The sequence below is a fragment of the Streptomyces sp. NPDC030021 genome (assembly GCF_055574035.1).
Genome location: NZ_JBVIAH010000004.1, coordinates 384322 through 410425, shown reverse-complemented (window position 1 = coordinate 410425; position 26104 = coordinate 384322). Strand labels below are relative to the sequence as shown.

At 73.8% G+C, this 26104-nt stretch carries 18 protein-coding genes and 1 pseudogene; 9 read left to right on the top strand and 10 right to left on the bottom strand.

Going from position 1 to position 26104, the window contains the following annotated elements; translation table 11 throughout:
• Positions 1-75 precede the first annotated feature (75 nt).
• Entirely contained in the window at positions 76-858 is a 783-nt protein-coding gene (locus ACZ4YL_RS10755) for a crotonase/enoyl-CoA hydratase family protein (RefSeq protein ID WP_468115405.1), read from the top strand.
• Between the two features lie 186 nt (positions 859-1044).
• Positions 1045-1238: pseudogene (locus ACZ4YL_RS10750) on the top strand (DJ-1/PfpI family protein); the annotation flags it as partial.
• Between the two features lie 7 nt (positions 1239-1245).
• Here the strand turns inward: ACZ4YL_RS10750 and ACZ4YL_RS10745 are convergent.
• The 4 genes from ACZ4YL_RS10745 to ACZ4YL_RS10730 all read right to left on the bottom strand — a co-directional run bounded on the left by ACZ4YL_RS10745 (position 1246) and on the right by ACZ4YL_RS10730 (position 5696).
• Positions 1246-1599 (bottom strand): UBP-type zinc finger domain-containing protein, encoded by a 354-nt coding sequence (locus ACZ4YL_RS10745; RefSeq protein WP_468115404.1) that lies wholly within the window; start codon positions 1597-1599, stop codon positions 1246-1248.
• Positions 1596-3089 carry an ATP-binding protein gene (locus ACZ4YL_RS10740; protein WP_468115402.1) on the bottom strand — a complete coding sequence of 498 codons (1494 nt, stop codon included), beginning with the start codon at positions 3087-3089 and terminating at the stop codon, positions 1596-1598. Before ACZ4YL_RS10740 ends, ACZ4YL_RS10745 begins: the two co-directional genes overlap by 4 nt.
• Entirely contained in the window at positions 3086-4762 is a 1677-nt protein-coding gene (locus tag ACZ4YL_RS10735; RefSeq protein WP_468115400.1) for an NAD(P)/FAD-dependent oxidoreductase, read from the bottom strand. The genes ACZ4YL_RS10740 and ACZ4YL_RS10735 overlap by 4 nt, the downstream gene beginning before the upstream one ends.
• Positions 4763-4955: 193 nt before the next feature.
• Positions 4956-5696 (bottom strand): ABC transporter ATP-binding protein, encoded by a 741-nt coding sequence (locus ACZ4YL_RS10730; RefSeq protein WP_468115398.1) that lies wholly within the window; start codon positions 5694-5696, stop codon positions 4956-4958.
• A 196-nt stretch (positions 5697-5892) separates the two neighbouring features.
• On the opposite strand from ACZ4YL_RS10730, the gene ACZ4YL_RS10725 reads away from it, so the two are divergent.
• The 3 genes from ACZ4YL_RS10725 to ACZ4YL_RS10715 are packed head-to-tail and all read left to right on the top strand — an operon-like array spanning position 5893 to position 13027.
• A complete protein-coding gene (locus ACZ4YL_RS10725; RefSeq protein ID WP_468115396.1) occupies positions 5893-9183 on the top strand; it encodes an FtsX-like permease family protein in 3291 nt (1096 codons plus the stop codon).
• Positions 9180-12071: a hypothetical protein gene (locus ACZ4YL_RS10720; protein ID WP_468115394.1), complete on the top strand. Its 2892-nt coding sequence runs from the start codon at positions 9180-9182 to the stop codon at positions 12069-12071. The genes ACZ4YL_RS10725 and ACZ4YL_RS10720 overlap by 4 nt, the downstream gene beginning before the upstream one ends.
• Positions 12068-13027 carry an ABC transporter ATP-binding protein gene (locus ACZ4YL_RS10715; protein ID WP_468115392.1) on the top strand — a complete coding sequence of 320 codons (960 nt, stop codon included), beginning with the start codon at positions 12068-12070 and terminating at the stop codon, positions 13025-13027. Before ACZ4YL_RS10720 ends, ACZ4YL_RS10715 begins: the two co-directional genes overlap by 4 nt.
• A gap of 191 nt (positions 13028-13218) precedes the next feature.
• On the opposite strand, the gene ACZ4YL_RS10710 is transcribed toward ACZ4YL_RS10715, so the two are convergent.
• The 3 genes from ACZ4YL_RS10710 to ACZ4YL_RS10700 all read right to left on the bottom strand — a co-directional run bounded on the left by ACZ4YL_RS10710 (position 13219) and on the right by ACZ4YL_RS10700 (position 15357).
• Positions 13219-13572 carry a hypothetical protein gene (locus ACZ4YL_RS10710; protein ID WP_468115391.1) on the bottom strand — a complete coding sequence of 118 codons (354 nt, stop codon included), beginning with the start codon at positions 13570-13572 and terminating at the stop codon, positions 13219-13221.
• Between the two features lie 253 nt (positions 13573-13825).
• Positions 13826-14266, bottom strand: a complete 441-nt coding sequence (locus ACZ4YL_RS10705; protein ID WP_468115390.1) for a hypothetical protein — start codon at positions 14264-14266, stop codon at positions 13826-13828.
• Between the two features lie 86 nt (positions 14267-14352).
• Entirely contained in the window at positions 14353-15357 is a 1005-nt protein-coding gene (locus tag ACZ4YL_RS10700) for a LacI family DNA-binding transcriptional regulator (RefSeq protein ID WP_468115389.1), read from the bottom strand.
• 196 nt (positions 15358-15553) lie between these two features.
• Here ACZ4YL_RS10700 and ACZ4YL_RS10695 point away from each other — a divergent pair, with 196 nt between their 5' ends.
• Complete coding sequence (locus tag ACZ4YL_RS10695; RefSeq protein ID WP_468115388.1) at positions 15554-16513, top strand: nitrilase-related carbon-nitrogen hydrolase; 960 nt, start codon at positions 15554-15556, stop codon at positions 16511-16513.
• Positions 16514-16687: 174 nt separating this feature from the next.
• Here ACZ4YL_RS10695 and ACZ4YL_RS10690 read toward each other — a convergent pair whose 3' ends face one another.
• A complete protein-coding gene (locus ACZ4YL_RS10690) occupies positions 16688-17674 on the bottom strand; it encodes a hypothetical protein (protein ID WP_468115387.1) in 987 nt (328 codons plus the stop codon).
• A 577-nt stretch (positions 17675-18251) separates the two neighbouring features.
• Between ACZ4YL_RS10690 and ACZ4YL_RS10685 the strand changes: the two genes are divergently transcribed.
• Entirely contained in the window at positions 18252-20393 is a 2142-nt protein-coding gene (locus ACZ4YL_RS10685; protein ID WP_468115386.1) for a PIG-L family deacetylase, read from the top strand.
• Positions 20394-20589: 196 nt separating this feature from the next.
• Positions 20590-21036: a hypothetical protein gene (locus ACZ4YL_RS10680; RefSeq protein WP_468115385.1), complete on the top strand. Its 447-nt coding sequence runs from the start codon at positions 20590-20592 to the stop codon at positions 21034-21036.
• Between the two features lie 80 nt (positions 21037-21116).
• Here the strand turns inward: ACZ4YL_RS10680 and ACZ4YL_RS10675 are convergent, their stop codons facing one another.
• Positions 21117-22595 (bottom strand): glycoside hydrolase family 15 protein, encoded by a 1479-nt coding sequence (locus ACZ4YL_RS10675; RefSeq protein WP_468115384.1) that lies wholly within the window; start codon positions 22593-22595, stop codon positions 21117-21119.
• 418 nt (positions 22596-23013) lie between these two features.
• On the opposite strand from ACZ4YL_RS10675, the gene ACZ4YL_RS10670 reads away from it, so the two are divergent.
• On the top strand, positions 23014-24510 hold the full coding sequence (locus ACZ4YL_RS10670; RefSeq protein ID WP_468115382.1) for a DUF6056 family protein: 1497 nt from the start codon (positions 23014-23016) through the stop codon (positions 24508-24510).
• Between the two features lie 16 nt (positions 24511-24526).
• Here the strand turns inward: ACZ4YL_RS10670 and ACZ4YL_RS10665 are convergent, their stop codons facing one another.
• Positions 24527-25678: a methyltransferase domain-containing protein gene (locus ACZ4YL_RS10665; RefSeq protein ID WP_468115380.1), complete on the bottom strand. Its 1152-nt coding sequence runs from the start codon at positions 25676-25678 to the stop codon at positions 24527-24529.
• Between the last annotated feature and the right edge of the window lie 426 nt (positions 25679-26104).

The following is a 26104-nucleotide window of genomic DNA, read 5'->3' as shown; positions in this document are numbered from 1 at the left end:
GCGTCCGGGGGAGTCCCGCGCGCAGCGGCCTCCCCGCCCCCACAATGGAGGCCGGCGAGCAGGAGGGGAGCGGGAATGGCAGACGAGCAGGCCTCGGTGCGGGTGGAGCGGGACGGCCCCGTGTACACGGTGATCCTGAGCAGGCCAGCGGCACGCAACGCCGTGGACGGACCGACGGCGACACAACTGGCCGAGGCGTTCCGGGCGTTCGAGGCCGATGAGGACGCGGCCGTCGCCGTGCTCTGGGGCGAGGGCGGAACGTTCTGCGCGGGCGCCGACCTCAAGGCCATCGGTACCGGGCGCGGCAACCAGGTGCTCGCCACCGGCGACGGACCCATGGGGCCGACCCGGATGCGGTTGACCAAGCCGGTGATCGCGGCCGTCGCGGGGCACGCGGTGGCGGGCGGCCTGGAGCTGGCGCTCTGGTGCGATCTGCGGGTCGTGGAGGAGGACGCGGTGTTCGGTGTGTTCTGCCGCCGCTGGGGCGTCCCCCTGATCGACGGCGGTACGGTCCGGCTGCCCCGCCTCATCGGCGAGAGCCGGGCCATGGACCTGATCCTGACGGGCCGTCCGGTCCCGGCGGCCGAAGCGCATGCGATCGGGCTGGCCAACCGCGTCGTCCCCACGGGCCGATCGCGGGCGGCCGCGGAGGAACTGGCCCGCGAGATCGCCGGGTTCCCCCAGATCTGCCTGCGCCACGACCGGTTGTCCGTCCTGGAACAGCACGGACTGGCCGAGGAGGACGCACTGGCGGGGGAGTTCCGGCACGGCCTGGTGCCACTGACCGCGGGTGAGACCCAGGCCGGAGCGGGCCGGTTCGCGGCCGGGGCGGGCAGACACGGCACCTTCGGGCCGTAGCGGGTACCGGGCACCCTGAAGGTGTGGCGCCTGCCACGACCGGCCCCGGGAACCCGGCCTCCGGCGGCTCCGACCCCTGTCGTAGAGCGGCGTATCGGCCGAGCCATCGGAAGGAGCCATCGGATGAACTGCAGGAACGCGCTCCGGTCCCAGGTTGCTGCCGGCGTTGCGGCCGCGTAGGGAGGTGCCGCCGGGCTGACCACGGGACGCCCCTGTACCACCCACCACACGGCGCGCCCCGACCTGGAGAAACAGGGCGGCCTCCTGAAGAACGCCCGTGTGGCCGACCACGGAGACCCGCGGCGACCGGCGTGGAGGCCATGCTCGAATACGAGGCCCGCGGCACCGTGTGGACGCCGCCCGCGGCCGGGCCGCCGTAGCCGGCGGTCAGCGGTGCAGGTGCAGCGTCCAGTCCTCGGGTACCCGGCCGGCCGGGCCCGGGGTCGGCTGCTCCGCCGGGTGATCGCGCGGAGCGGCCAGCTCGGGGCCGGAGTCGTACAGGGCGTCCGTGTCGTAGTTCCAGAACCACTCCTCGCCCGGCTCGAAGCTCTGCACCAAGGGGTGGCCGGAGGACTTCCAGTGGGCGGTGGCGTGCTGGGCCGGGGAGGAGTCGCAGCAGCCGATGTGGCCGCACTGGGCGCAGCGCCGCAGGTGGAACCACCAGCCGCCCAGCTCGTCGCACTCGACGCAGCCGGTGCCGGTGGGCGCGGCGCTCGGGTCGATTCCCTCGATGTCGCTCATACGGGCTCCTCAGCGGTCTCGGTCTCGGTCGCGGATCCGGTATCGGTATCGGTCCCGGGGGCCGGTGCGGTCAGTGGTAGCAGTACCTGGAATCGGGTGTCCCCCGGGGCGGACTCGACCTGGAGGCTGCCGTGGTGCTTGTTCACGACGATCCGCCAGGAGATGTCCAGGCCCAGACCGGTGCCCTCGCCGACCGGCTTGGTGGTGAAGAAGGGGTCGAAGATGCGGCTGCGGATGTCCGCCGGGATGCCCGGTCCGGTGTCGCGGAACTCCACCAGCAGGCGGTCTCCCTCGCGGGCCGTGCGGACCGTCAGCGTGCCCTCGCCGCCGGTGCTCCCGATGGCGAACACGGCGTTGTCGATGAGGTTGGTCCACACCTGGTTGAGCTCCGCCGGGTAGGCGGGCACGTCCGGCAGGGAGCGGTCGTAGTCCTTCACCACCCGCACCCGGGAGCCGAACTTGCCGGACAGCATCAGCAGGGTGCTGTCGAGGAGTTCGTGGACGTCGACGACCCGGTACGGGGCGCGGTCGAGCTGCGAGTACTGCTTGGCCGCGTCCACGAGGTGGGAGATGCGGGTGGTGGAGTCGTCGATCTCGTCCATCAGCAGCTCGGTCTCGACCGTGTAGTTGAGCCAGCCGATCGCCGACGGCAGGATCTCCTCGGCCACGGTCGCCGCGACCCGGTCCAGCCAGTCCGTGTCCAGCCCGGCCTGCACGAAGGTCGGCGCGAGCCGCCAGCCCTCCGCGATGCCGTGGTCGTCCAGCCAGTCGGCGAGCTCGTCCTCCCGGTCGGAGGCTTCCAGCGGGCTGAGCGCCGTCGCCTTCGCGACGCGTTCGACGGTGCGCTCCTGGATCTCGATGAGGTCGGCGATCGTCTCGCGCGAGTACTGGCCCTGGGAGATGTGGGCCAGCTTGTGCCGCATCTTGCCGACCCGTTCCCGCAGGGTCGCCGTGGCCCGGACGGCGGCCGCCGCCGGGTTGTTGAGCTCATGGGTGAGGCCGGCGGACAAGGACCCGAGCGCCAGCAGCCGTTCGCGCTGCCCGATGGCCCGCTGGGTGTTCTTGGAGCCGAAGAACAGCCCCTCCAGCAGGTGCGCCGCCATCGGGAACCACTCCTGCATGATGTCCGAGAACGACTGCGCGGGCAGCACGAAGAACCGCGTCGGCTCGGTCACCCGCATCGAGTTGGTGTACGTCTGCGGCACCTGGTCGCCCAGGTACGCCTGCATGGCTCCCGCGTACACGCCGCGCTGCGAGGTGCGGCTCACCTCGACGTCGTCGCCGCCGACCCGGCGGAACAGCACGACCGTGCCCTCGATCATCACGTAGAAGCAGGTGGCCGGGGAGCCCTCGGTGTACACGGGACCGGCTTCGAACCGCTCCACCCGCCCCTCGGCGCACAACCGTCCGAGCTGCTCCGGGGTGAGCTTCTCGAACAGGAACAGCGAGGCGATCTCCTGCGGGCTGCAGGGCATGGACTGTCCGCTCATGACTGCTCCAGGTACCGGTGGACGAGCATCACGGCCATGGCTCCCTCTCCGACGGCGGACGCGACGCGCTTCGCGGACTGGGCGCGTGCGTCGCCCGCCACGAACACGCCGGGAATGTTGGTCTCCAGGTGGTAGGGCGGCCGGTCCAGTTCCCACTCCGCCGGGGGCCGCCCGTCCGGCGTCAGGTCCGGCCCGGCCAGGATGAAGCCGTGCTCGTCGCGCAGCACCGTTCCGTCCAGCCAGTCGGTCAGCGGGGCCGCGCCGATGAACACGAACATCCACTGCGCGTCGACGAGTTCGCTCCCTCCGCCGTCCAGGTCGCGCAGCGTCAGCTGCTCCAGGTGCCCCTCGCCGTGCGCCGCCTCGACGACGGTCCGGGTACGCACGGTGATGTTCGGCGTCTCCTCGATCTGCTGGATCAGGTAGTACGACATCGAGGCCGTTAGGGACTCCCCGCGCACCAGCAGCGTCACGGACTTGGCGCCCCTCGCCAGGTACATCGCCGCCTGCCCGGCCGAGTTGGCGCCGCCCACGATGTACACGTCCTGCCCCTGGCAGGAGGCCGCCTCGGTGAGCGAGGAGCCGTAGTACACCCCGCAGCCGGTCAGCTGGTCGCAGCCCGGCGCGTGGAGCTGCCGGTACGACACCCCGGTCGCCAGGATGACGCTGTGGGCGGCGATCGCCGAGCCGTCCGAGAAGCGGACGACGCGCGCGGCGCCGTTGGCCTCCAGCCCGGTGACCTCACGCGCCGTGAGGATCTCGGCGCCGAACCGGCCGGCCTGGCGGCGGGCACGCTCCGTGAGCTGGGCACCCGACACGCCGTCCGGGAATCCGAGGTAGTTCTCGATGCGGGAGCTCTGACCGGCCTGTCCGCCGGTCGCCGACCGTTCGACCAGTACGGTGCGCAGCCCCTCGGAGGCCCCGTACACCGCGGAGCCGAGCCCGGCCGGGCCGCCGCCGATGACGACGAGGTCGTAGAAGTCGGCGGCCGGCGTCGTCGCGAGCCCCACGTGGGAGGCCAGTTCGGGCGCCTCCGGTTCGATCAGCGCGGTGCCCTCGGGCGTGATGACCAGCGGCAGCCGCTGCCCGTCGGCCCCGGCCGCCTCCAGCAGCCGCCGCCCCTCCGGTTCGTCGGAGGAGTACCAGCGGTACGGCACCTGGTTGCGGGCCAGGAACTCCCGCACGTCCGAGGAGCGCGCCGACCAGCGGTGTCCGACCACCTTGGTGGCGGGTACCGGACGGTAGTCGCTGGTGCGCCAGGCCGTGAGCAGATCGTCCACGACCGGGTAGAGCTTCTCCTCCGGGGGGTCCCAGGGCTTGAGCAGGTAGTGGTCGAGGTCGACGACGTTGATCGCGTCGATCGCCGCGTTGGTGTCGGCGTACGCGGTCAGCAGCACGCGCCGCGCACCCGGATACACCTGGAGGGCCTGTTCGAGGAACTCGATGCCGTTCATCTGCGGCATCCGGTAGTCGGCGAGGATCACCGCCACCAGGTCCCCGCGCAGCTTCAGCTCGCGCAGCGCCTCCAGCGCGGAGTCGCCGGTCTCGGCGCGCACGATCCGGTACTCGGCGCCGTAGCGCCGCCGCAGGTCACGGGCGATGGCCCGGGAGACTCCCGGGTCGTCGTCCACGGTCAGGATGACGGTCCGCGCCGTGTCGGCGGCCTGTGCCATACGTCGTCTCCACCCCGAGTGCTCTGGGCAGGCGGCCCGGCGAGCCGCCCGCGCCGGTTCCCGCCCATCGTATGGTCGATCGTCCGGAACCGCTCCGGGACGACGCGGGCCGTGCGCTCCGGGTACCCACCCGGTCGCTCCTGGTCAACGCCCCGCGGCCGCTCGCGGAACGTCACGTACGGAGGTGCTCCGGTCACGCGCCGGCATCGACGATGCGGCCGTCGCGCAGTTCCACGACCCGGTCGGCGAGTTCGATCAGGTTGGGGTCGTGGGTGGCGACGAGGATGGTCACCGACTCGCTGCGCACCACCGCGCGCAGCAGCTCCATGACCGACCGGCCGGTCTCCGAGTCGAGCTGGCCCGTCGGTTCGTCCGCGATGATCAGGTCCGGGTCGTTGGCCAGGGCGCGGGCCACCGCCACGCGCTGCTGCTGGCCGCCGGAGAGTTCGCCGGGCCGCTGTTCGGCGTGGTCCGCGAGCCCGACCAGGGCCAGCAGGGTCCGGGCGCGCTCCTCCCGCACCTTGGCGGGCACGCGCCGCAGCCGCATCGGAACGCCGACGTTCTCGGCAGCGGTCAGGACGGGTATCAGACCGAAGGACTGGAAGACGAAGCCGATGCGGTCGCGGCGCAGGGCGAGCAGGCCCGGCTCGTCGAGGGTCGCCAGGTCGGTGCCGTCGAGGGCGATCCGGCCGCCGGTCGGGGTGTCGAGGCCGCCGACGAGGTTCAGCAGGGTGGTCTTGCCGGAGCCCGACCGGCCCCTGAGGGCGGTGAGTTCGCCACGGCGGACCTCGAAGGACACCCCGCGCAGGGCGTGGACGGCCTGCGATCCGCTGCCGAAGCTGTGGTGCACGTCGTCGACGACCACGATCGGAGAGCCGTCGCCCTGCCTCCCTGCCTGCGTCGCGACCGTCGCTGTCGCCTGATGATCCGTCATCGTGTCCGTTCCCCCGTCGAGTTGTCCGCGCGGGGCGCCCGGCCCCTCGTTCCGCACCATCTGCCGCTGCAGCTTTCTGATCGCATTTGCGCATCTGTCGCACCAATCACGCAAGCCCCTTCCCTCTATCGATCACATCTGACAGCATCGTCCGCTATCCGGTACTGACGGTCCGGACGGGGGAGGAATACCACACGTGCTCGGCTTCGTCGTGCGCCGACTGCGCGGGCGATGGCCGCTCGCCGTCGCCGTGCTGCTCACCGTACTGATCACCGCGACCACACTGACCGCGCTGACGGCATTCACCCGTGGCGTGGGCGAGGAAGGGCTCCGGCGGGCCCTGACCGGGACGGCACAGTCCCGGACCACCGTCCTGATCACCAGCGGCCATCCCGCCGACTCCCGCGCCAAGGACGACGCGTCCGTACGGGCCTTCGCGGACGAGGTGTTCGGGCGGCTCCCGGTGGCATCCGAGAGCGTGGCCCGCAGCCGCTCGTACGGGCTGCCCGGCGTCGCAGCCTCCGGCCGTGACGCCGACCTGACCCTGCTCGCCGCCCTCGGCAAGGACCACGTACAGCTGCTCGCCGGTGCGTGGCCCGCGCCGGTCGCCGCACCCCCGGCCGTCGGCGTCCCGGCCGCGCCGACCCAGGTGGCCGTGCCGCGCGCAGCGCTCGCCCGCCTCGGCCTGGCCGAATCCGCGCTGCCCGCACCGGTCCGGCTGGACGACCGGTTCGGCGGGGCACCGCTGACCGTGCTGGTCACCGGCGTGTACCGGGCCGCCGACCCGGACGCCGCGTACTGGCGGCTCGACCCCCTCGGCGGCCGCGAGGTCCAGGCCGACACCTTCGCCATCTACGGCCCGCTCCTGGTGGACGACAGCGCCTTCACCACCGGCAGCATCCTGCAGAACCACCGCCTCACGCTGCTCACCCCGGACCTGCGCACGGTCCGCGCCGCCGAGGCCGAGGCCGTGCGGACCGCGACCGACCCCGCGAGCGTCGCCCTCGAACGGGCCGGCTCGCTGCGGACCGCCACGGAACTGCCCAAACTGCTGGCCGAGCTGAGCGCCGGCACGGTCGTCGCCCGCTCCACCCTGCTGATGGGCGCGCTCCAGCTCGCCGTCCTGTCGACCGCCGCGCTGCTCCTCGTCTCCCACATCCTGACCGTCCGTCAGGAACCGGAACGGGTCCTGCTCACCGCACGCGGCGCCTCCCGCCGCCGCCTCGGCGCGCTCACCGCGGCCGAGTCCCTGCTGCTCGCCCTGCCCGCGGCCGTCCTTGCGCCCCTGCTCACACCGCCCCTGCTGCGCCTGTTCGGCCGGTTCGGACCGCTCGGGCGGGTCCACCTGGAGATCCCGGACACCTGGCTGGTCTGGCCGGTCGCGGTCGGCTGCGCCCTGGCCTGCGTCCTGCTGACGACCCTGCCCTCCGTCCTGCGCGGAGCCTCCGCCGCCGTGCTGCGCCGCGTGGGCAGCCGCCAGGCGCTGGTGACGGGAGCCGCCCGTTCCGGCCTCGACCTGGCCGTCGTGGTCCTCGCCGTCCTCGGCTACCAGCAACTCTCGCAGTACGGCGGTACGGACGCCCCCGCGACCGGCGCCTCCGCCGGCGCCGGGCTCGGTGTCGACCCGGTCCTGGTCGTCGCTCCCGCCCTGGCCCTGTGCGGGGGCACGCTGCTGGTCCTGCGCCTGCTGCCGTTCGCGGCACGGGCCGGGGGACGGCTGGCGGCGCGCGGCCGGAGCCTGGGCCCCGCCCTGTTCGGCTGGCAGCTCGCCCGACGGCCCGGCCGGGCAACCGGACCCGTGCTGCTGCTCGTCCTCGCCGTCGCCAGCGGCATCCTGGCGCTCGGCCAGCACACCGGCTGGTCCGCTTCCCAGCGTGACCAGGCCGACTTCGCGACCGCGGGCGGACTGCGGATCTCCGGAAGCAGCATGTCCCCGATGGGGCAGGGCGGACGCTACGCGGGCCTGCCCGGCGGCGACCGCCTCGTACCGGTGGTCCGCCGGGAGCAGAAGCTGCCGGACGGGAATCCCGCCGACATCGTCGCGCTGGACGCCGTCAAGGCGGCCGAACGAGTACCACTGCGCGCGGACCTGCGCGGCGGGCACGGCATGCGCGAGCTGTTCACCCCGCTCGCCGCCGGCGGCCCGGGCGCCGCGGCCGCCCCCGCGAGCCCCGGTGTCGCCCTGCCCGGCTCCCCGCGCCGGATCGACCTCGACGTGTCGGTCCGGTCCTCCGGTACGAGCTGGGCCGCCGTGAGCCTGCTGCTGCGCGACCGGTTCGGGGCGACGTACGGGACGGCCTCGGTCACCCTTCCCGAGGGCGGCGACGTCACCCTCCCCTTCCTCCTCGACGCGCTGACCGGCGCCCCGGTCGGATCGGCGGCCACCCCGCTGACCCTGGCGGGGATACGCCTCTCGTACGCCGGGGACGGCGACAACCCCGGCGACGGCAGCGAACTGACCCTGCGCCGGATCGCCGTCTCCGACACCGCGGACGGCGCCGCCACGGGCGTCACCCCACCCGCGGACGCCGCCGGCTGGCGGGCCTCGCTCCCGCAGGGGACGAGCGGTAAGAGGGCCCCCGAGCCGATCCCGGTCCCGGCCGGCTCCACGGACCTGCTGCGGCTGCGCTACTGGGGCGGTTTCGGCACCCAGCAGGGCGTCACCACCGTCGTGTTCCCGGCGCCCGCCGCACCGGCCCCCACCGCCATCCCCGCGGTCGCCACCACCCGCTACCTCCGGTCCCTGGGCGCCTCCGTGGGTGACACGGTCCCCGTCACGCTGGACGGCGCAAGCGTCCCGATGCGGATCACCGCCTCCGTGGACTCCCTCCCCGTGGCCGGCCGCTCGGCGCTCGCCGTCGACCTCCACGTGCTCGGCCGGTTCCTGCTGGAGTCCGTCGGCCAGCAGCCGGCCTCGCCCACCGAGTGGTGGCTGCCCGCCGACTCGGCCGCCGACCCGGTCCCGGCCCGCGCGGCGGACAAGCTGCGCGAAGGCGCCCGGATCGAGCGCGTCCAACTGCGCGAGGAGATCACCGAGCGGCTGCTGGACGACCCGCTGAGCGCCGGCCCGCAGAGCGCCCTGGCCGCCCTCGCCGCCGCCTGCGCGGTCCTGGCGGCCATCGGCTTTGCGACCTCCACCGCCGCCGAACGACGCGTGCGCGGACGGGAGTTCTCGGTCCTGCTCGCACTCGGCACCCCGCGCCGCTCGCTGGCCCTCGCGTCCGCCGCCGAGGGCGGGGTGCTGATCGTCATCGGGTCCGCGGTCGGGACCGGGCTGGGCATCGCCCTGGTCCACCTGATGGCGCCCCTGGTCGTGCTGACACCCGCTGCCGGGCGGCCGTTCCCACCCGTACAAGTGGACATGCCGTTCTGGCAGACCGTGCTCACGGTCGCCGCCATCGCAGCCGTTCCCCTGCTGTCGGCCGCACTCAGCGGCCCCCGGGGCCGCGACATCGCCGCCCGGCTGCGTCCCGTGGAGGAGATGTGACCACCCCGCCGTCCGCCACCCCGCCCTTGTCCGCCCCGGCGCCCGCCATCCCGGCGTCCGCCACCGCCCCGCGGCCCGCGCCCTGGGTCAGGACCCGGCTGCGGGCGGCACCACTGGGCACCCTGCTCGGCGCCGCGCTGGCCTTCGTCGCCGTCCTGCTGGCCGCCGCGCTGCCACGCGCCCAGGACCGGGGCGCCGACCAGGCCCTGCGGTCCTTCCTGGAACGCAGCGCGGCCGGCAACACCAGCCTGCAGGTGACCGCGCCCTCCCCGGACAGCGGGCAGAGCGCCCAGGCCCTGGACTCCACGCTGGAGAAACTGCTCGGGCCGACCGGATCCACCTTCCGCGTGGACCCGGAGAAGACGGTCCACGGCGCGCGCACCACCAAGCGGCAGCTGCTGCTGAATCCGGAACTCGCCCGGCCCTCCGGCCTTCCGCCCAGCATGAACCTCCTGCACGTCCGCCAGGCGGAAGCCCATGTGAAGCTGGCGGAGGGGCACTGGCCGAGCAGCACATCCACGGCCCCCGCGCAGACCGTCCCCGGGGAGATGGCGCCCCTGCAGGTCGCCCTCTCGCAGAAGGCCGCCGCGACCCTCGGCGCCCGCGTCGGATCCGTCCTGAAGAGCGAGTCCCGGGCCGACGGCACACCGTCCGTCGAGGTCGTCGGCCTCTACGTGGTCCTCGACGAGACCGACGACTTCTGGACGGACAACCTGGGGTGCCTCGCCCGCGCCTGCGAGCACTACTACAACGAGAGCCTCGCCTGGGACGTCGACGCCCTCGTCGGCACCGGGGACCTCGACCGGATGAGCACCTGGAGCCGCACCTCCGAGGACTTCTGGCAGCTGCCGGTGGACGTCGGCCGGCTGCGGGCCGACCGGCTCGACGCCACGAGGAAGGACATCGCCTCGTACATCGCCGGGCCCACCGCCGCCACCCTCGCCCGGGAGACCGGCCGCGCGCGGCTGCACACCACCTCGTGGCTGCCCGAGCGGTTCGAAGAGGCCCGCGCCCGCACCCAGGCCGCAGCGCCGCTCGCCGCGATCGGACCCGCCGGGGTCGGCGGCGTGGCCTTCGTCGTCCTGTGCCTGGCCGGCGCGCTCGCGGCCGACCGCCGCGACGCCGAACTGCGGCTGCTGCTCGCGCGCGGCGGCTCGCGCGCCGCCATCGTCGGCCGGCTCCTCGGCGAGGGCGCCGTCACCGTACTCCCGGCGGCCGCGGCCGCCACCGCGCTCGCCGTCCTGCTGCTGCCCACCCCCCGGCTCGCGCCCGCACTGCTCTCGGCCGCGGCCGTCGCCCTGCTCACCCTGCTGGCCTTCCCCGTACGGGCGGCCGTACTGCTGTCCCCGGCACGCCCGGCCGGGCGCTGGCGCAGGCCCGTGGCCGAACTGCTCGTCCTCGTCGCCACCGCCGCCGCCGTGGTGGAGGTCCGCCGCCGCGGGGTCGCCCCGCCCGGCAGCGACCTCGACCCGTTGCTGATCGCGGCCCCGCTGCTGCTCGCCCTGTGCGGGGGGCTGCTGCTGGCCCGGATCCAGCCGGTGGTCACCGGATGGCTCGCCCGGGCGGCCGGCCGCAGCTCCGGACTGGTCGGCTTCCTGGGGCTCGCGCGGGCCGCCCGCGGCCCCGCGACGACCGGCGGGCAGGCCCGCGGCCGCACCGGCCCCTCCGTCCTGCCGATGGTCGCGCTGCTCGTCGCCATCACCACCGGGGGATTCGGCGCGGCCGTGCTCCAGTCGGTGGACTCGTCCCGGCTGGGAGTCGCCCGGCTGACCGTCGGGGGCGACGCGGCGATCTCCGCGTACGGGAAATCCCCGCTCCCGGCGGGGCTCGCGAAGGCCGCGGGCGAGCTGCCGGGCGTACGGACGTCCGTGCCGCTGTGGATCGACCACGACTCCTCCCTGCACGGCACCACCGTGAGATCCAGCCAGGTCACCGTGATCGTTGCCGAGCCGGCCGCGTACGCGGAGCTGTCCCGGGTCCTCGGCTGCGGATCCTTCGACCCCGCCCTGCTGGCCACCGGCGGTGCGGCGTCCGCCGATGCCCCGGTGCCCGCGCTGTTCAGCGCGAGCCTGGCCGGGCAGGCCGAGCAGCGCGGCACGTACACGGTGCAGCCCGGCGACGGCGGGGAGCTGAAGGTACGGGTCGCGGGCCTGGTCGACTGCACCCCGGCCCATCCGGCGCGGGACGCCGCGACCGTCGTCCTGCCGGCGGGCGCCGCGACGGCCCTCATGGGCGGCGCCGACCACCCGAACCGGTGGCTCGGCCTCGGTGACGTCGACGGCGACCGGCTGCGTGAGCTGGTCCGCTCCAAGCTCCCGGCCCCGTCCGGGACTCCGGCCCCGGCGCCCGCCCCGATCCCGGGTTCCGGTTCCGCCGCGGGCCCGGCCCCGCTCGACGAGTTGTACCCCGTGCACACCAGCGCCGAGGCCGTCACCGCACTGGGCGCCGATCCGCTGCAGCGCTCGGCGCAGCGCCTCTTCTGGGCCTCCATGGCCGGAGCGGCGGGCTTCGCCCTGCTGGCCGTCCTGCTGACGCTGGTGCGGACCGTCCCCGAACGCGCCGCGCTGCTGGCCCGGCTGCGCACGATGGGGCTGCGCCGCAGGCAGGGCGTGGCGCTGATCCTCGCCGAGACCCTGCCGCAGACCCTGGCCGCGACGCTGGGCGGGGCCCTGGTCGCGGCGGCCGCCGTGGCCCTGCTGGGCCCGGCGATGGACCTGTCCACGCTGGTCGGCGCGCACGTGCCGAACGGCGTGCAGCTGACGGCGGGGCCCGTACTGACCCAGGCCCTGGGTCTGGCCGCCCTGGTCGCCGCGGCCGTGTGCGCAGAGGCGGCGACATCCGGGCGACGGCAGATCACCACCGAGTTGAGAGCGGGAGACCAGCGTTGAACACCGACCAGCCGACGTACGAGGAGCTGCGCCGCCGGGCGACGGCCGCCGCGGAGCCGCGCACCCCGGCGGCGGACGCCGCGATCGCCTGCGACCGTCTGGTGCGGATCTTCAGCCAGGACGGCATCGAGGTACAGGCCCTCCAGGGGCTGGAGCTGACGGTCGAGCAGGGCGACCTCATGGCCCTCGTCGGTGCCTCCGGCAGCGGCAAGTCCACCCTCTTGAACATCCTGGCCGGCCTGGACGTCCCCACGGCCGGCAGCGCGGCGGTCGCCGGCTACGACCTGCTGGAACTCTCCGCGCGGGACCGGCTGCGCTACCGGCGCGAAGCGGTCGGGTTCGTCTTCCAGCAGACGGCCCGCAACCTGTTGCCGTTCCTGACGGCCGCCCAGAACGTCGCCCTGCCGATGCAGCTGAAGGGCGACAGCCCCCGCCGCGGCGCGGGCGCACGCCGCGCGGCCAGGGTCGGGGAGATCCTGGAGGCCCTCGGGATCGGCGACCTCGCGCACCGCCGCCCGGCGGAACTGTCCGGCGGCCAGCAGCAGCGCGTCGCGATCGCCGTGGCGATGGCGAACGACCCCAAGGTGCTGCTCGCCGACGAGCCCACGGGCGAACTGGACTCGGAGACGGCCGCAGCAGTCTTCGAGACCTTCCGGACGGTGAACAAGGAACTCGGCGTGACGGTGGTCATCGTGACGCACGACCCGATGGTGGCGGGCGAGGTCCGCCGGACGGTGGCGATCCGCGACGGCCGTACCAGCAGCGAGGTCCTGCGCCGCCTGGTCACCGACGAGCACGGCGAGGAATCCATCAGCGAACGCGAGTACGTCGTCCTCGACCGCTCCGGGCGCGTCCAGCTCCCCCCGAAGTTCCTGGAGGCCCTGGGCATGGAACACCGCGTAGCGGTCGACCTGGCCCCGGACCGCATCGAACTACGCCCGGACGGCGCCTACTAGAGGCTCCGTCGCCCGTGAGACGCCAGTCGTGAAGGTCTTCCAGGCCCTCGTGCGGGCGACCGCATGCCCGACGCGGACGCGGACCCGCTGCTGGGACGGCGCTGTCCAGGCCGGCTCGGACGCTGTGATCACCACCATCTCGGGATCAGCGCACCCGGCCGGCGGGCTCCCGACAGCAAGCCCTTCCCACGTCAGCGGAACTCGTGGACCAGCTGGATCTCGCCGACGATATGGGCGTTGAAGTCGTCCAGCTCCTCAGCCGGAACCCAGAGCTCGAGGATCGTCCGCCCGCCCGCCTGCTGAACGGGATATCGGCTCAAGAACTCCGACTCGACCTCGAAACGAGTGACGAAGCCGGCGCCATCGTGCTTCACGTTCCAGTCCCGCGCGATCCTGATCGCGTAGTCCTCGTTGAGGACCGGGTAGAAGATCGGCTGCTCGGGCAGCCTGGGCGGCCACGCACGCCAGTTCAGCTCCCGCACCAGATCCAGCTCCTCGGGGCCGGTGGGGCGCCACAGGGTCGTCGTTGCCTGTCGGCTGGTCATCTGCATCGCTTTCTTGACGTGGGCCGCCGGTACGGCGGGTCGGGAGACCGGACGCTACAGGCACCTCAAGGTCGGCAGCTACGCAGTTTCGGTACCTGGCGCCCGAGGTGACGAGCACCGCTGCCGGCCCGACCGGCGGCGCCAGGGACCCGCGGACAGCGGTAGGGACGGTTCGCCGGATCACGGACATCGATCGCTCCTTCGTTCGTTCGTCTGACACCTCCAAAGTCCCATCGCCTGTGACTCACCGTCATCACCCCTCGGAGCGGTCCGCGATCTCATACCTGAGAGCCACCCGCACGGATCCGGGCTTCCACACGGCGCGCAGCCGCTCCGCGGCAGCGGCCGCCTGGTCACGGCCCGCCCGGCAGGCCGGCGCCCAGTTCACCCAGTTCACCCAGTTCACCCAGTTCGCCCGGTCGTTGAGGCCGGCGCCGAACGCCCGTACCGCTTCCGCGTCGGGGCCGATGGTCACCACGGTGCGGGCGGGCCCCGCCCGCCGCCGGACTCCGGTCCAGGGGCTCACCCGGCGAAAGGCGCGCCAGGGGCTCGATGACGACGACCGTGCGAGCTCCGGCCGCCAGGTCCGCGTTCCCGCCCCGGAGCGCAGGGCGCCGTCCATGTACCGCCGCTCCTGCACGGAGTCCGGCAGCTCGGCCGCGGGGAGGCGGCCTTCGCCCTCGGCGCGACGCACGCGCCCGACGCCGACGCCGACGCCGACGCCGAGGTCGAACCGGCGGTCCGCTCCCGAGGGTTGTCCGGCGGTTCGACCTGCGGCGTTCAGAGGTGGGATCCGGTGGTGGACGGCCTGGTTTCGAGGACCCAGGTGTGGTGGCGGACGGTGTCGGCCCCGGCGCGGCCGGCGAGGATGTCGCAGAGGAGCTCCGCGCAGGCCCGCCCGTAGTCGGCGGGGCGCAGGTCGACCGCCGTCACGGGCGGGTTCGCGCTCCGGTTCGCGGTGCCGTCGACGCAGGAGGCGACCAGCAGGTCGGCGCCCACCGTGCGGCCGAGGCCGGCCGCGGCGCGCAGGGTTCCGGGGGCGGCTCCGTCGGGGGCGCAGATCACGGCGTCGATCCCGGGGTCGGTGGCGAGCAGCCGCCGGGTGGCGGTGTCGGTGTCGGCCTCGGTCGCCGCGAACGGGACGGTGTGCAGGGTGACTTCGGTCCGGTGCGAGGTACCCCACGCGGCGGCCGTCTCGCGCAGGGCCTGGGCCCAGGCGGAGGTGCCCTCGGGCGCGAGGAGGGCGGGGCGGCGGGCACCGCGGTCGTGCACGTGGTCGAGGAGGGCCGTGAGCGAGGCGGCGTTGTCGCAGACGACCGCGCCGTCGGGGGTGGGGGAGGGGCCGAGGTAGCGCTCACCGGTGACGACGGGGACGCCGGAGTCGAGCAGCCCCGGGACGGCGCTGTCGCCGACCTCGGGGTCGATGACGAGGAGGCCGTCGACCCGGGAGGCGAGCGGGCCGGAGGCACCGCCGCCCGGGGCGAGCAGGACGACGTCGAGTCCTTCCTCCTGGGCGCGCTGGACGGCTCCGAAGGCCAGGTTCATGTAGTAGCCCAGCCGGGTCGCGGTCTGGGGCAGGTGCAGGCCGACGGCTCCGGTGCTGGAGCGGCGCAGCCGTCGGGCGGCGCTGTTGGGGCGGTAGCCGAGCTCCTCGGCGACCGCGCGGACCCGGTCCCGGGTGGCTTCCGCGACCCGCCCGGAGCCCTGGAGCGCGTCGGAGACGGTGCTCTTGGAGACACCGGCGGCGCGGGCGACATCGAGCAGGGTCACGGCAGGTGGGGTCACGCCCCGCATTCTAGACGCTCGGTCCAGCCTTGCCGGAACGTTCCGGCAGCGTCTACATTCATGCCTTGCCGGAACGTTCCGGCGCCGCCCGCGTCCGGCCCGTCCGGCGCACCGCACCGACCGCTCCTTGACCGATCCTTTCCGCATCCCGCATTCTGACTGAAATTTCAGTCAGAACTTCGAAAGCAGCCCGCCCGTGACCTCGTACGCGCTCCTCACCTCCTTCGGATCCCCGCTCGGCTCCCCGGGCCGCACCCAGCCCGGCGAACGCGAACCGCTGCGCGTCGGCCTCGTTCAGATGCGCTGGTACGCCGATGCCGCCGAGCACGACGACCGGCTCCGCGAGGGTGTCGCCCTGGCCGCCGGGCAGGGCGCCACGGTCGTCTGCCTCCCGGAACTCACCCGCAGCCCCTACTTCTGCAACACCGACGACCCCATGGCCGACGGCGCCGCCCGTCACCTGGAGGACGTGGAGACCGGCCCCACCGTCGCTCTCGCGGCGGAACTCGCCACCGAGCTCGGCATCACCGTCCACGCCTCCCTCTACGAGCGCGCCGAGGACGGCGGCCTCGGCTACAACACCGCCGTCTGCGTGGACTCCGACGGCAAGCTGATCGCCCGGACCCGCAAGAACCACATCCCCGCCTTCCCCGGCTACCGCGAGGACCTGTGCTTCCGCCCCGGCGACAGCGGCTTCCCCGTCATCGCCCACGAAGGCGCCCGCTTCGGCTTCCCCACCTGCTGGGACGAGTGGTTCCCCGAACTCGCCCGCGCCTACTCCCTGGCCGGCGCGGAGATCCTCGTCCACCCCACCGCCATCGGCTCCGAGGTCGACCTGCCCGACTTCGACACCCGGCCCATGTGGGAGCACGCCATCAGTGCCAACGGCCTGGCCAACGCCCTCTTCATGATCGTGCCCAACCGGGTGGGCACCGAGGGCCGTTCCACCTTCTACGGCTCCTCCTTCATCTCCGACCCCTACGGCCGGATCGTGCTGCGCGCCCCGCGCGACCGCGAGGCCGTCCTCGTCGCCGACCTCGACCTCGACCAGCGCCGGGACTGGCTGGAGTTCGGCCTCATGCGCACCCGCCGCCCCGGGCTCTACGGCAGCCTCACCGAACGGCTGGACGCGCCCGGAGCCCAGGCCCTGTCGTGATGCTCCCCCGAGGGTCCCTCCCCGAGCCGGGGGAGGGGCCCTCGGGGGACCCGTTGTAGTGATCATCGGGGGGGGGTGTCCGCGTGTCAGGGTGCGGCGTCCTCGCCAGGACGCGGGCATGCCTCGCTCCCTCTCCCGCCGGGCCCTGCCCCGTATGGACGGGGTCACCAGCGGTCACTGCGGTGCGGCGGCTCCGGAGTCCGGTGACTGCTGGAGGCCGGACGCGTCGACCGCCTCGAAGTCCGAGCCCTTGAGGTCCTTGAGCCCGTCGAGCTGCGCATTGTCCCAACCGGGGTTCTCCTCGCCGGTGATGTACCAGGGCGAGCCGTTGTCCGCGACGATGGCGCCGTACTTCTTGAGCGCGTCGGCCACGGCCTTGGCCTGCGGGGCCAGCCCCGAGGTGTCCACCGAGCTCTTGAGCCGCAGCCGCAGTCCCATCGGAGGCAGCGCGCTGTCCGCCGCCGAGCCCGCCTGGTGCCTCGCGGGCCAGACGTAGCTCTGGTCGGAGTGGGGCACGGTGATGCGGATGGCGTGGTCGATCCGCCCGCCGGCCGCCTCGTCGTAGCGCGCCAGGCCGGGGAGGATGGCGAGGCCGGCGGCATCGGCGGATGTCCATCCGTCGGGTCGCAGGGCGTTGGACCGCAGGTCGAAGATCGCACCCGAGCCGGCGTGCCAGGTGGTGCCGCCCTGCCGCTCGGCGTCGAACAGCTCGTAGGACTTGCACAGGGCCTTGTCCCAGACGACGACGTGCCGGTCCCCGTCGCTCGCCGGACCATTCTCGATCCTGGCGTCAGGCGGGATCCGGTAGCCCGATGTCTCGCTCTCCTCGGGGTAGTCCAGGGACACCTCGGATTCCGGCACCGTGGTGTCCGAGACGGTGATGGGAATGCCGAAAGGCCGACCTTCCACGAGCCCCGATCCGAAATCCGGATGGAGGGGGTCGGCGGTGCCGATCGAGGCGACGTACCGGTCGGAATTCGGGTGCACGGGCAGTTTGTCCACGGGGGCGTGCCAGAAACTGTCCGACGGTGCCGTGGGGCAGGAGGGTGCTTTCCTGCCGGGATCCGCCGCCCCGGACAGCAGGCAGGCGGCGGTCAGTGTGACGACGGTGGCGATGGCCGGGATTCCATTGCGCGAGCGCAATGCCGTGATGCGCTTCATTGGCATCGACTGTCCTGAGTGCCGGTCGAACGACTCGATCGATCTGCCCGAGCGGAATGCTGAGAATTCGCCGGTCCGGCTGGTCCGGCTGGTCCGGCTGGTCGGCCGTTTCGGCGGTATCGGCCTTTCGGTCGCTTCCGTCCATGTTAATGCCGGGGTGGTCGAGGCGCCTGAGCTCCAGGGGCCGCCTCATCGGCCGGTGAGAGCTGCGTCACTGCCGGCGCCTGCTGCTGCCTGCCGGCCCGGAGGTGTGGAATGCGCCACTTGTGGGGGTCGGTGGTGAAGAGGGTGGCGCGCTCGACGGCCGTACCGATCCCGCGTAACCCGCAGGTGGCCAGCGCATATACCGGTTCCGGCCTGTTTTCCTGACCAACTACGCAAGAGTTAATAAATCGGGCAAAGCGACCCGTTTCTTCCACAACTCCCTTTACGGTCATATGCGACTTGATGGTGTGTCAGCCCCGAACGTGCGAGCCATAATCGGCCCCGGTCGTCTCCGGAAGCAATGGAGCCATCGGGACACCGATCGACCTCCCAGGCGGATCGCCGCACCGGACCGACCCTCAAGGCGCTGTACATGTCCCTGGCCCGCCGCACCCGACTCGCGGCCCTGCTCGCCGCGCTCTCCGTCGGCACCGCCGGGGTGACGGCCTGGGCCTACGGACACGGGACCGAGCTTCCGCAGGTGGCCCCCGAGGTGCTGGTCACCCCGAGCGTGACCGAGGGCTCCGCCCTCCAGGTCGTCGCGCACCCCGACGACGACCTCTTCTTCATGAACCCCGACCTCAGCCGCTCCATATCGACGGGCATCAAGGTCACCACCGTCTACCTGACCTCCGGCGAGTCCGACGGCAGGAACGAGGCCCACAGCCCGCACCTGCAGGACGCCGCCGGTCCCGCCGACCGCGCCGCCTACGCGGAGGCCCGGCAGAACGGCATACGCGCCGCCTACGCGCAGATGGCCACCGGGGACCGCGCCAGCGCCTGGCAGCGCAAGTCCGTACCCACCGCCGGTGGCGGCAGCGCCGAGGTGGACGTCCTGGTCGCCCGGCCCCAGGTCAATCTCGTATGGATGGAGCTGCGCGAGGCCCGCAGCATCTCCGGGGACAATCCGGAGAGCCTCCGCGGCCTGTGGGACGGCCGGACCCCCGCCCTGGGTGCCCAGCTGACCTCCGGGACCCCGGTCAAGGACTGGTTCTCCTACACCAAGGACCAGACCGTGGCCGCCATCGCGGGCGTGTTCGAGGCGTACCGGCCGACGACGATACGGACCCAGGACCCGACCCCCGGCAGGGCGGAGGGCGGCGGCGCCTTCCTCGACCACCAGGACCACATCTACGGCGCCCGTTTCGTGCAGGCCGCCGCCGAGCGCTACGCCAAGACCACGGCCAGGCCGCACTTCTCGGTCCAGAACTACGTGAGCTACCCGAACAGCTCACTGCCCCCGACGCTCGACCCGCAGACGGCCGAGGAGAAGCTCGGCTACCTCAAGACCTACGCCTGGACCGACCACCAGGACTGGTGCGGCAGCCCCGCCGGCTGCGGCGACCGCAAGACCGCGACCCGGCCCACCGGCGCCGGCTGGAGCCAGACCATCCGCTACAGCCGCGGTGACGGCACCTCCTGGATGACCGAGGGCGTCTCCGGACGGCTGTGGGCCTTCGCCGCGCTGGACGGCCGTATGGCGTACTGGTCGCGCAGCGGCCCGCAGGCCCTCTGGCAGGGCCCCGAGTTCCTGCCCGGCGACGGCATCGACTCCGGGGCGGCGGCCGTCCGCCTCTGGGACGGCCGGATCGGCGTGTTCGCCACCCGCACCACGCTCGGCGCGACGCCCCAGGAGTACGGCCGGGAGATCGTCTACGCCGTCCAGAGCGAGGTCGACGGCGGATTCGGCCCGTGGCGGTCGCTGGGCACCCCGGACACCGTGGACAGGTCCGGCACCTCGGCGATCAGCGGGCCGTCCGTCGCCGTGGACGCCGAGGGCCGGATGACGGTGTACGTCCGCGACTCCCGCCGGACGCTGCGCGCCCGGGCGCAGGAGACCCCGGGCGGCGACTTCGGCGCGTGGCAGGCCCTGGGCGGGGCCGGCCTCCAGGGCGATCCGGTCACCGCGACCGACGCGTCGGGGCGGCGCCACGTGTACGCGGCCACCGCCGGGTCCGTACTGGCCTGGGTCCAGCCGGCACCGGAGGCCCCGTTCGGAGACCCCGTCCCGACCGGGCTGCCCCAGACGACGGGCGCGCTCTCGGTGCGCCCGGAGGGCGACGGCGTCCGCCTGTTCTTCCGCCGGCCCGGTATCGGCACCGTCGCCACGAGCCTGGCCCGCGCGGGCGGGTCCGCGCCGGAATTCTCCCCGGTCGCCGAGGCCGGCGGCCTGGGCGGCTACGGCGCCGTGGGCATCGCGGGCGACCTGCTCGCGGGCCGAGCGGGCGCGGGCACGGTGGGCGTGGCGGCCACCGACGGGCCGCAGCCCTGGCAGGAGTCCCAGATGCTGTACACGGGAGCCCCGGCCGGTGTGGCCGAGGGGGCCGGTACGGCCGTCGCCGCGGCGCTCGGCCTGGACGCCGATCTGCACGTCATCACGACGGTCCCTGCGGGCGGGGCCACGCCGCCGGGCAGCCGGACCCCCGCCCCGTGGCATCGGGCCGTCCAGCCCTGGACGCTCGCGCTGGCCGGCCGCCCGGGCGCGACCGTCGCCGGGGGACAGCCCCCTCGGTGACCTGCGCCGCAGCGTTCGCCCGCGGCCCCTGCGGCCCCCCGGGCCGCCGGGTGGCAGGGCGGATGGGGGCGGGCGAGGATGTCAGCCAGACCACCTCGCGCAGCCAGGGCGGCCGCACTCGGACCAACGGGCGATCGGGGCTTCCATGACCCCTCCTCTCATCTCGTGCCGACGCATGTGCGCAGGACCCGGAACGATGCGCGCCTTCGCAGCCCTGGCCGCCTGCACGGCACTGGTGGCCGGATGCGGCAACGACACCGCGCCCGACTGGGGGTACCCGGAACTCGGGAAGACCCTCCGGTCGCTCTCCCGCGATCTCGACCGGGCCTGTGCGCGGACGGAGACCCCGGAGAGCTGCGCGGAGGACCTCGACCGGCTCACGGCACCGACGGAACGCGCTTTCGCCCAGGCCCTGGAGCACAAGCTGCTCGATGTCGGCACCGTGGCGGCGATGAACGAACTGGACAGGGCGAGGGAGGCCCGCGTCGCCGCCGCCGAGGAGGCCAGGACCCGGCAGGATCCGCACCACCTCCCCCTCGCGCGCGCCGTGGCGGCCGAGAAGCTCGCGTACGAGCACCTGCTCGCCGAGCTGGAGCGCCTGCGCACCGCTCCGCCGCCCGGTGACGGAACGGACCCGGTCTGAGGCGGTGCCGCAGGCCGAAGGGCTGAGCGGGCTGAAAGGTCTACGGGTCTACGGGTCTGCGGAGCTTCGGCGCTTCGGCGCTACGGCGTCCGGGGTGGTGCGGGGAGCGCCCCGCCGTCGAGTGCCACCAGGGTGAGGACGACGATCGAGCCCGTCCAGGCCAGGGGGGCGACCGACGAGGGCCGGCCCGCCCGGTCCACCTTCTCGGGCAGCTCCCCGAGCGGGTTCCGCTTGGCGAGGACCCAGTCCAGGACCTGCCGCGCCTTCGCCGGCTGCCCCGTGCCCGCCCATGCGAGGGCGAAGAACGAGGTGCTGGGGGTCCAGGCGTTCACACCCCAGGGCGCGGTCGGATCGTTCCCGGGGGTGAGCCCGCCGTTGGGCAGCAGCAGCGCCTTGTACGTGGTGTCCAGCGCCCGGGGCAGATCGGCCGGGGCCGTGTTGAACGGGGGTGCCATGAAGGCCACCGCGCTGTCCTGTCCGTGCTGTCCGTCGACGGTGCGCTGGTAGCCGAGGGGGGCGAACTTCCGGGTGATCCCGGTGGAGAGCCGCCCGGCGGCGCCGGACCAGCGGGCCGCGTCCTGCGGCCGGTCCAGTTCGCCGGCGAGGTGCGCGGCGGCGTTGAGCCCGGCGAGCAGGGGTGCGGCCGTACCGATGTTGGTGGTGGTCGTCATCACCTCCCAGTAGTCGGGGGAGGCCGGGGGCAGCCCGTCCGCCCCGAGGGAGGCCGCCGCGCGGTCGGCCGCCTTGCGGATCATCGGGTAGAGGGCGGTCAGCCGGGCGAGGCGGGTGGCGGGAGGCGCCGTCAGGTACCACTGCCAGGTGGCCCACGGCACCCAGCCGTTGGCGTCGAGCTGCCACCGTCTGCTGTCCGGCGGGCCGGATCCGTCGAGTTCCGTCCGCGCGTCCCAGGTGCCGTCCTTGCGCTGGGTCGCGGCGCTGTAGCGCAGGATCCGGTAGGCCTCGGCGTCGTGGCCGGTGTGCGCGAACGCGGCGGAGGCGAAGCTGGAGTCGCGCGGCCAGGAGTACATCCAGCCGGGAGACCAGCCCGCCGCCATGGCCCCGTTCGGCCGCAGCAGGGCGCGCATGGCCAGCAGGGCCCGCTCCGCCGCCGTGCGCTGGGCCGCTGAACCGCCCGGCACCCGGCCGGCGGCCAGCCAGGCGCGGCTCTCCGCGATCTGCAGCCGGGCCGTCGGGTCCTCCGGGGGCGCCACGAGCGACGCCGTCCGGCCGGTGGGGAGGTACCTCCACCGGCCGGACAGCAGCCGCAGCACGTGGCTCCGCTCGACGTACCGTGCGCCCCCGGCGACGGCAGGTGTGACGCCCTCGGCGGCGTTGGTGTTGGAGAGGAGCCCGACGGTGGGGGCGACGAGCATCGACAGGGGCGCGTAGCGGCCCTCGGCCTCGCCGTGGCTCTGGTGTCCGAGGGGCCGGACGAAGAACACCGGCCGCCCTTCCTGGGAGGGCCGGCCGACGGGGTTCCCCGCGACACACACGGGGAGGGCGACGCTCGCGAAGGACGCCGTGACGGCCGCCCAGCGGACGACCCGGGCAGCATGCATCGCCACTCCTTCTGTCGGGCTTCCGTGCGGGCGGCCCCCGGAGCTCCCATCGTGGGCCGGACGTGCTGAGCCCGCCACGACATGCCCGCCGCCCGGGTGACGGCAGGGAAGGGCCTGAAGCGGCCTCGCGTTCCCGCACGGAGCAACGCACGCACCAGGGACGCAGCAAGGGGCGCGCAACGGACGGAGCAACGGACGCGGCAACGGACGCGGCAATGGACGCGGCAACGGAGCAGCGGCCGAGACAGGGGCGAAGGTGCCCGTGGCGCACGGCAGGAGCGCCGCGGGCCCGGTCCCGGCGGCTCTCCTCGCGGATGCCGGTGGGCGGCGGACCGTGCACATTGGTGTGACCGGAACCGGCAGGCGCATCGGCCGTCGGCAGTCGGTCCGGCCGCGCTTCGCTGCGAAGGACTGGTGAATGAGCACTGCTTCGACCGAGGGGAATCGCCGGTTCGTCCGCAGGCTCCTGCCGGTCGCGGGCGGCTCCCTCGTGGCGGCGGCCGGAGCCCTGATCGCCGTGGGCTGCTTCCTCGGCCTCTACGTCCGGCCCACCTCGGACGACTGGTGCGCCGCCTGGAAGTCCCGCGATCTGGGCGTCCTCGGCATCACGCACGACTTCTACACCACCCAGAACGGCCGGATCACCAACGCCTTCCTGAGCGGCATCGTCTACGGCGACGGACTCGCCGGGATGAAGATCCTGCCGACCGTCATAGCCGTCGCCTTCACCATCGGCCTGGTCCTCCTCGGGATCAGGTTCCTGCGGTGCCTCGGCGTGAAACCCCCGGTGCTGCTCCTGGTCGCCGCCGCCCTGGCCGTCCAGGCCGTGATCTACTACGGCGGCACACGCAGCTATCAGGTCCTGCTGTGGGCACCGGCCACGATCTCCCACACCATTCCGAGCGTCATCGGAGTGTGGGCGCTGCTGCTGGCCATCTGGACGGTCCGCCAACCGCGGGCCGCCCTACGCGCGGGCGGCTTCGCCGCGGCGTTCCTCATCGGGTTCGCGATCGGCACCCTGAGCGAGTCGTTCTCCCTCGTCAGCGGCCTCCTCGCGGCCTGCGCGGGACTGCTGGCCGTGCCCCGCCTCAAGCTGGCGCAGACCTGGCATCCGTTCACCTGGTGCCTGCTCTGGTGCGCCGGGGTCGTCTGCGGGCTGATCGTGCTCACCACGTCCCCCGGCGCCCGGTGGCGCCGTGCCCAGCAGCCGCCCAAGGAGTCCATGCTCTCCGCGGGCGAACTCCGGGGCACCTACGAGGACTGGCTGCACATGTGGGACACCGTCACCGGCCAGTGGGCCTACCTCGGAGCCGCCGCGGTCGGCGTCCTGCTGGGCCTGGGGGCCGGGCTCGCGGCGCCCGTGCCCGCGCCGGGGAAACGGGAGTCGGGCCGGGCCGTCCCGCGGAAGATGCTGGTCGCCCTGCTGTTGCTGCCGGTGCTCGTCGTGGTGCTGGGATCGTTCGCGGTGGTGGTGGGGCTGCGCAGCGGCTACGGACCGAGCGGATGGACGTACGCCCGGACCTGGACGAACTACCTCGTACCCATGGAACTGGCGCTGTGCTCCTACGGCGTCCTGCTGGGGGTGTGGGCCCGCCGGTACCTGGCGCGCCGGGGGGCCGCCGTGGCCCTGCCGGCGGGCATCGTGGTCGCGGCCGGACTGACGCTGGCCTCGCTGGCCGTGCTCGTCCCGGGCGTCAAGCAGCTCACCACCGCCACGGTCACCCGCGCGGTGGCCTGGGACGCCCAGAACTCCCGCATCCGGACCGAGGCCGCGGCGGGTGCCACCGACCTCGGATACCGGCCCATGTACATCGGGAGCCTGGCCGAACCCTTCTTCACGTCCGACTACCAGCGGGACTGGGTCGCGGCCTGTGTCTCCACCTGGTACGGCATCGAGCGGATCCACCGCCTCTGAGCACGGTCGTGCGGGCTCAGCCGCGCGGCACCGCACGGGCCAGGAAGTGACCGGCGGCGTCCTCGTACTCCTCCAGCTGCCAGCCCGTGGTCTCCAGCGCGCGGCGGAGGTTGCCCTCGGCGAGGAGGTCGTCGGGGTCGAGGGAGCGGCCGTGCCGGGCCGCGCGCTCCGCCCGGCCCGACGGGTGGAAGAGCAGCAGGACGCCGTCGGCCGCGGTGACGCGGGCCCATTCGCGCAGGGCGGCGGCCGGGTCCGGGAGGTGGTCGAGCAGCCCCGCCGAGAAGATGCCGTCCAGGGAGGCTCCGGCCAGCGGGAGCCGGGTGCAGTCGGCGGCGAGGAGGGACCCGTGGCGGGTGCGGCCGTGCCGGGCGGCGGCGGCCAGCATGGCCGGGGTGAGGTCGACGCCGAGCACCTGGCCGCGGGGTCCGACCTGCGCCCGGAGCGCGGGCATGGCCCGGCCGGTACCGCAGCCGAGGTCCGCCGCCCGTCCGCCGGGTGCCAGCCGCAGCCGGGCGATCGCCGCCTCGTAGGCGGGGGTCTGGTAGGAGAACCGCTCCTCCCAGGCGTCGGCCCGGCGGGTGAAGAAGGCCCGGGTGGCCGTGTGTTCGGCGCGGGCGGCCACGAGGGTGGCGAACCGGCCGAGGAGCTGCTCGCCCCAGGGGTCCAGGGGGAGCTCCTGCGGCAGGAAGCGGACGCCCCAGGCGCTGGCGCCGATCCGGAACGCCTGGTCCGGGTACCCGTCGCAGGAGGCCAGGACCACGGCGTCGGCGGGCAGTTCCAGAGGGTCGCAGGCCGGCCGCAGGTACCGGGAGGGCCGGGCGGCCCCGGCGAACAGCGGGTCGGAGCCGACGGCCCGGGTGAGTTCCACCGGCGGGCGGCCGGGGGCGGTCTCGGGCCGGGCCCCCGGAGCGTCGCCCGCCTCCCGCACCAGCAGTCGGGTGCCGGGTTCCAGGGCCAGTACGGGCACCTCCGCCGCGAGGGCTTCCTGTAGGAGGGCCGGATCGGCGGCGCCCAGGACGATCAGGCCCTCCACCCCGGCGAGGTCGGCGGACGGGCCGGCATCGTCCGCGAGCGGGACGGTCCGGGAGGTCAGACCCGCTGCGGCGAGCACCCTGCTCACGGCGGTGGGAGCCTGCCCGGCCGCGGGCTGCATGACGACTACCGCCATACCTCAGTCCTTACATTCGAGCCGATGTAGCTGTTTCGGGCTGTATCTGCGTAAGCATGCCCACATGGAGACCGCATATGCCAGATGTGCTCCGCTCCGTGAGACGGGCGGCCGGAACGCGACAGCCGGAACGTGGTGGCCGGAGTGCGGGGGCGCGGTTAGCCGGCACGCAAAGAGGCCCCCGCGTGCCGAACACCGCGATCGGCATGCAGGGGCCTCTTTTTGCCGGTGCTCCCCATGGCGGCGAGAGCCGCTCGACCGTCACGGGGCCGGTGTACGTGCCGTCGGCCGACGTCGACCCGGCGGGGCGACCGGACGTGGACACGGAGGCGGGCCGAAGCGGCCTGCCTGGAGTCAGTTAATCATCCACAAGGTGAATGCGCCATAGTGGACGGCATATGCGAGGCGATTGCCGCTCTTCTCGTA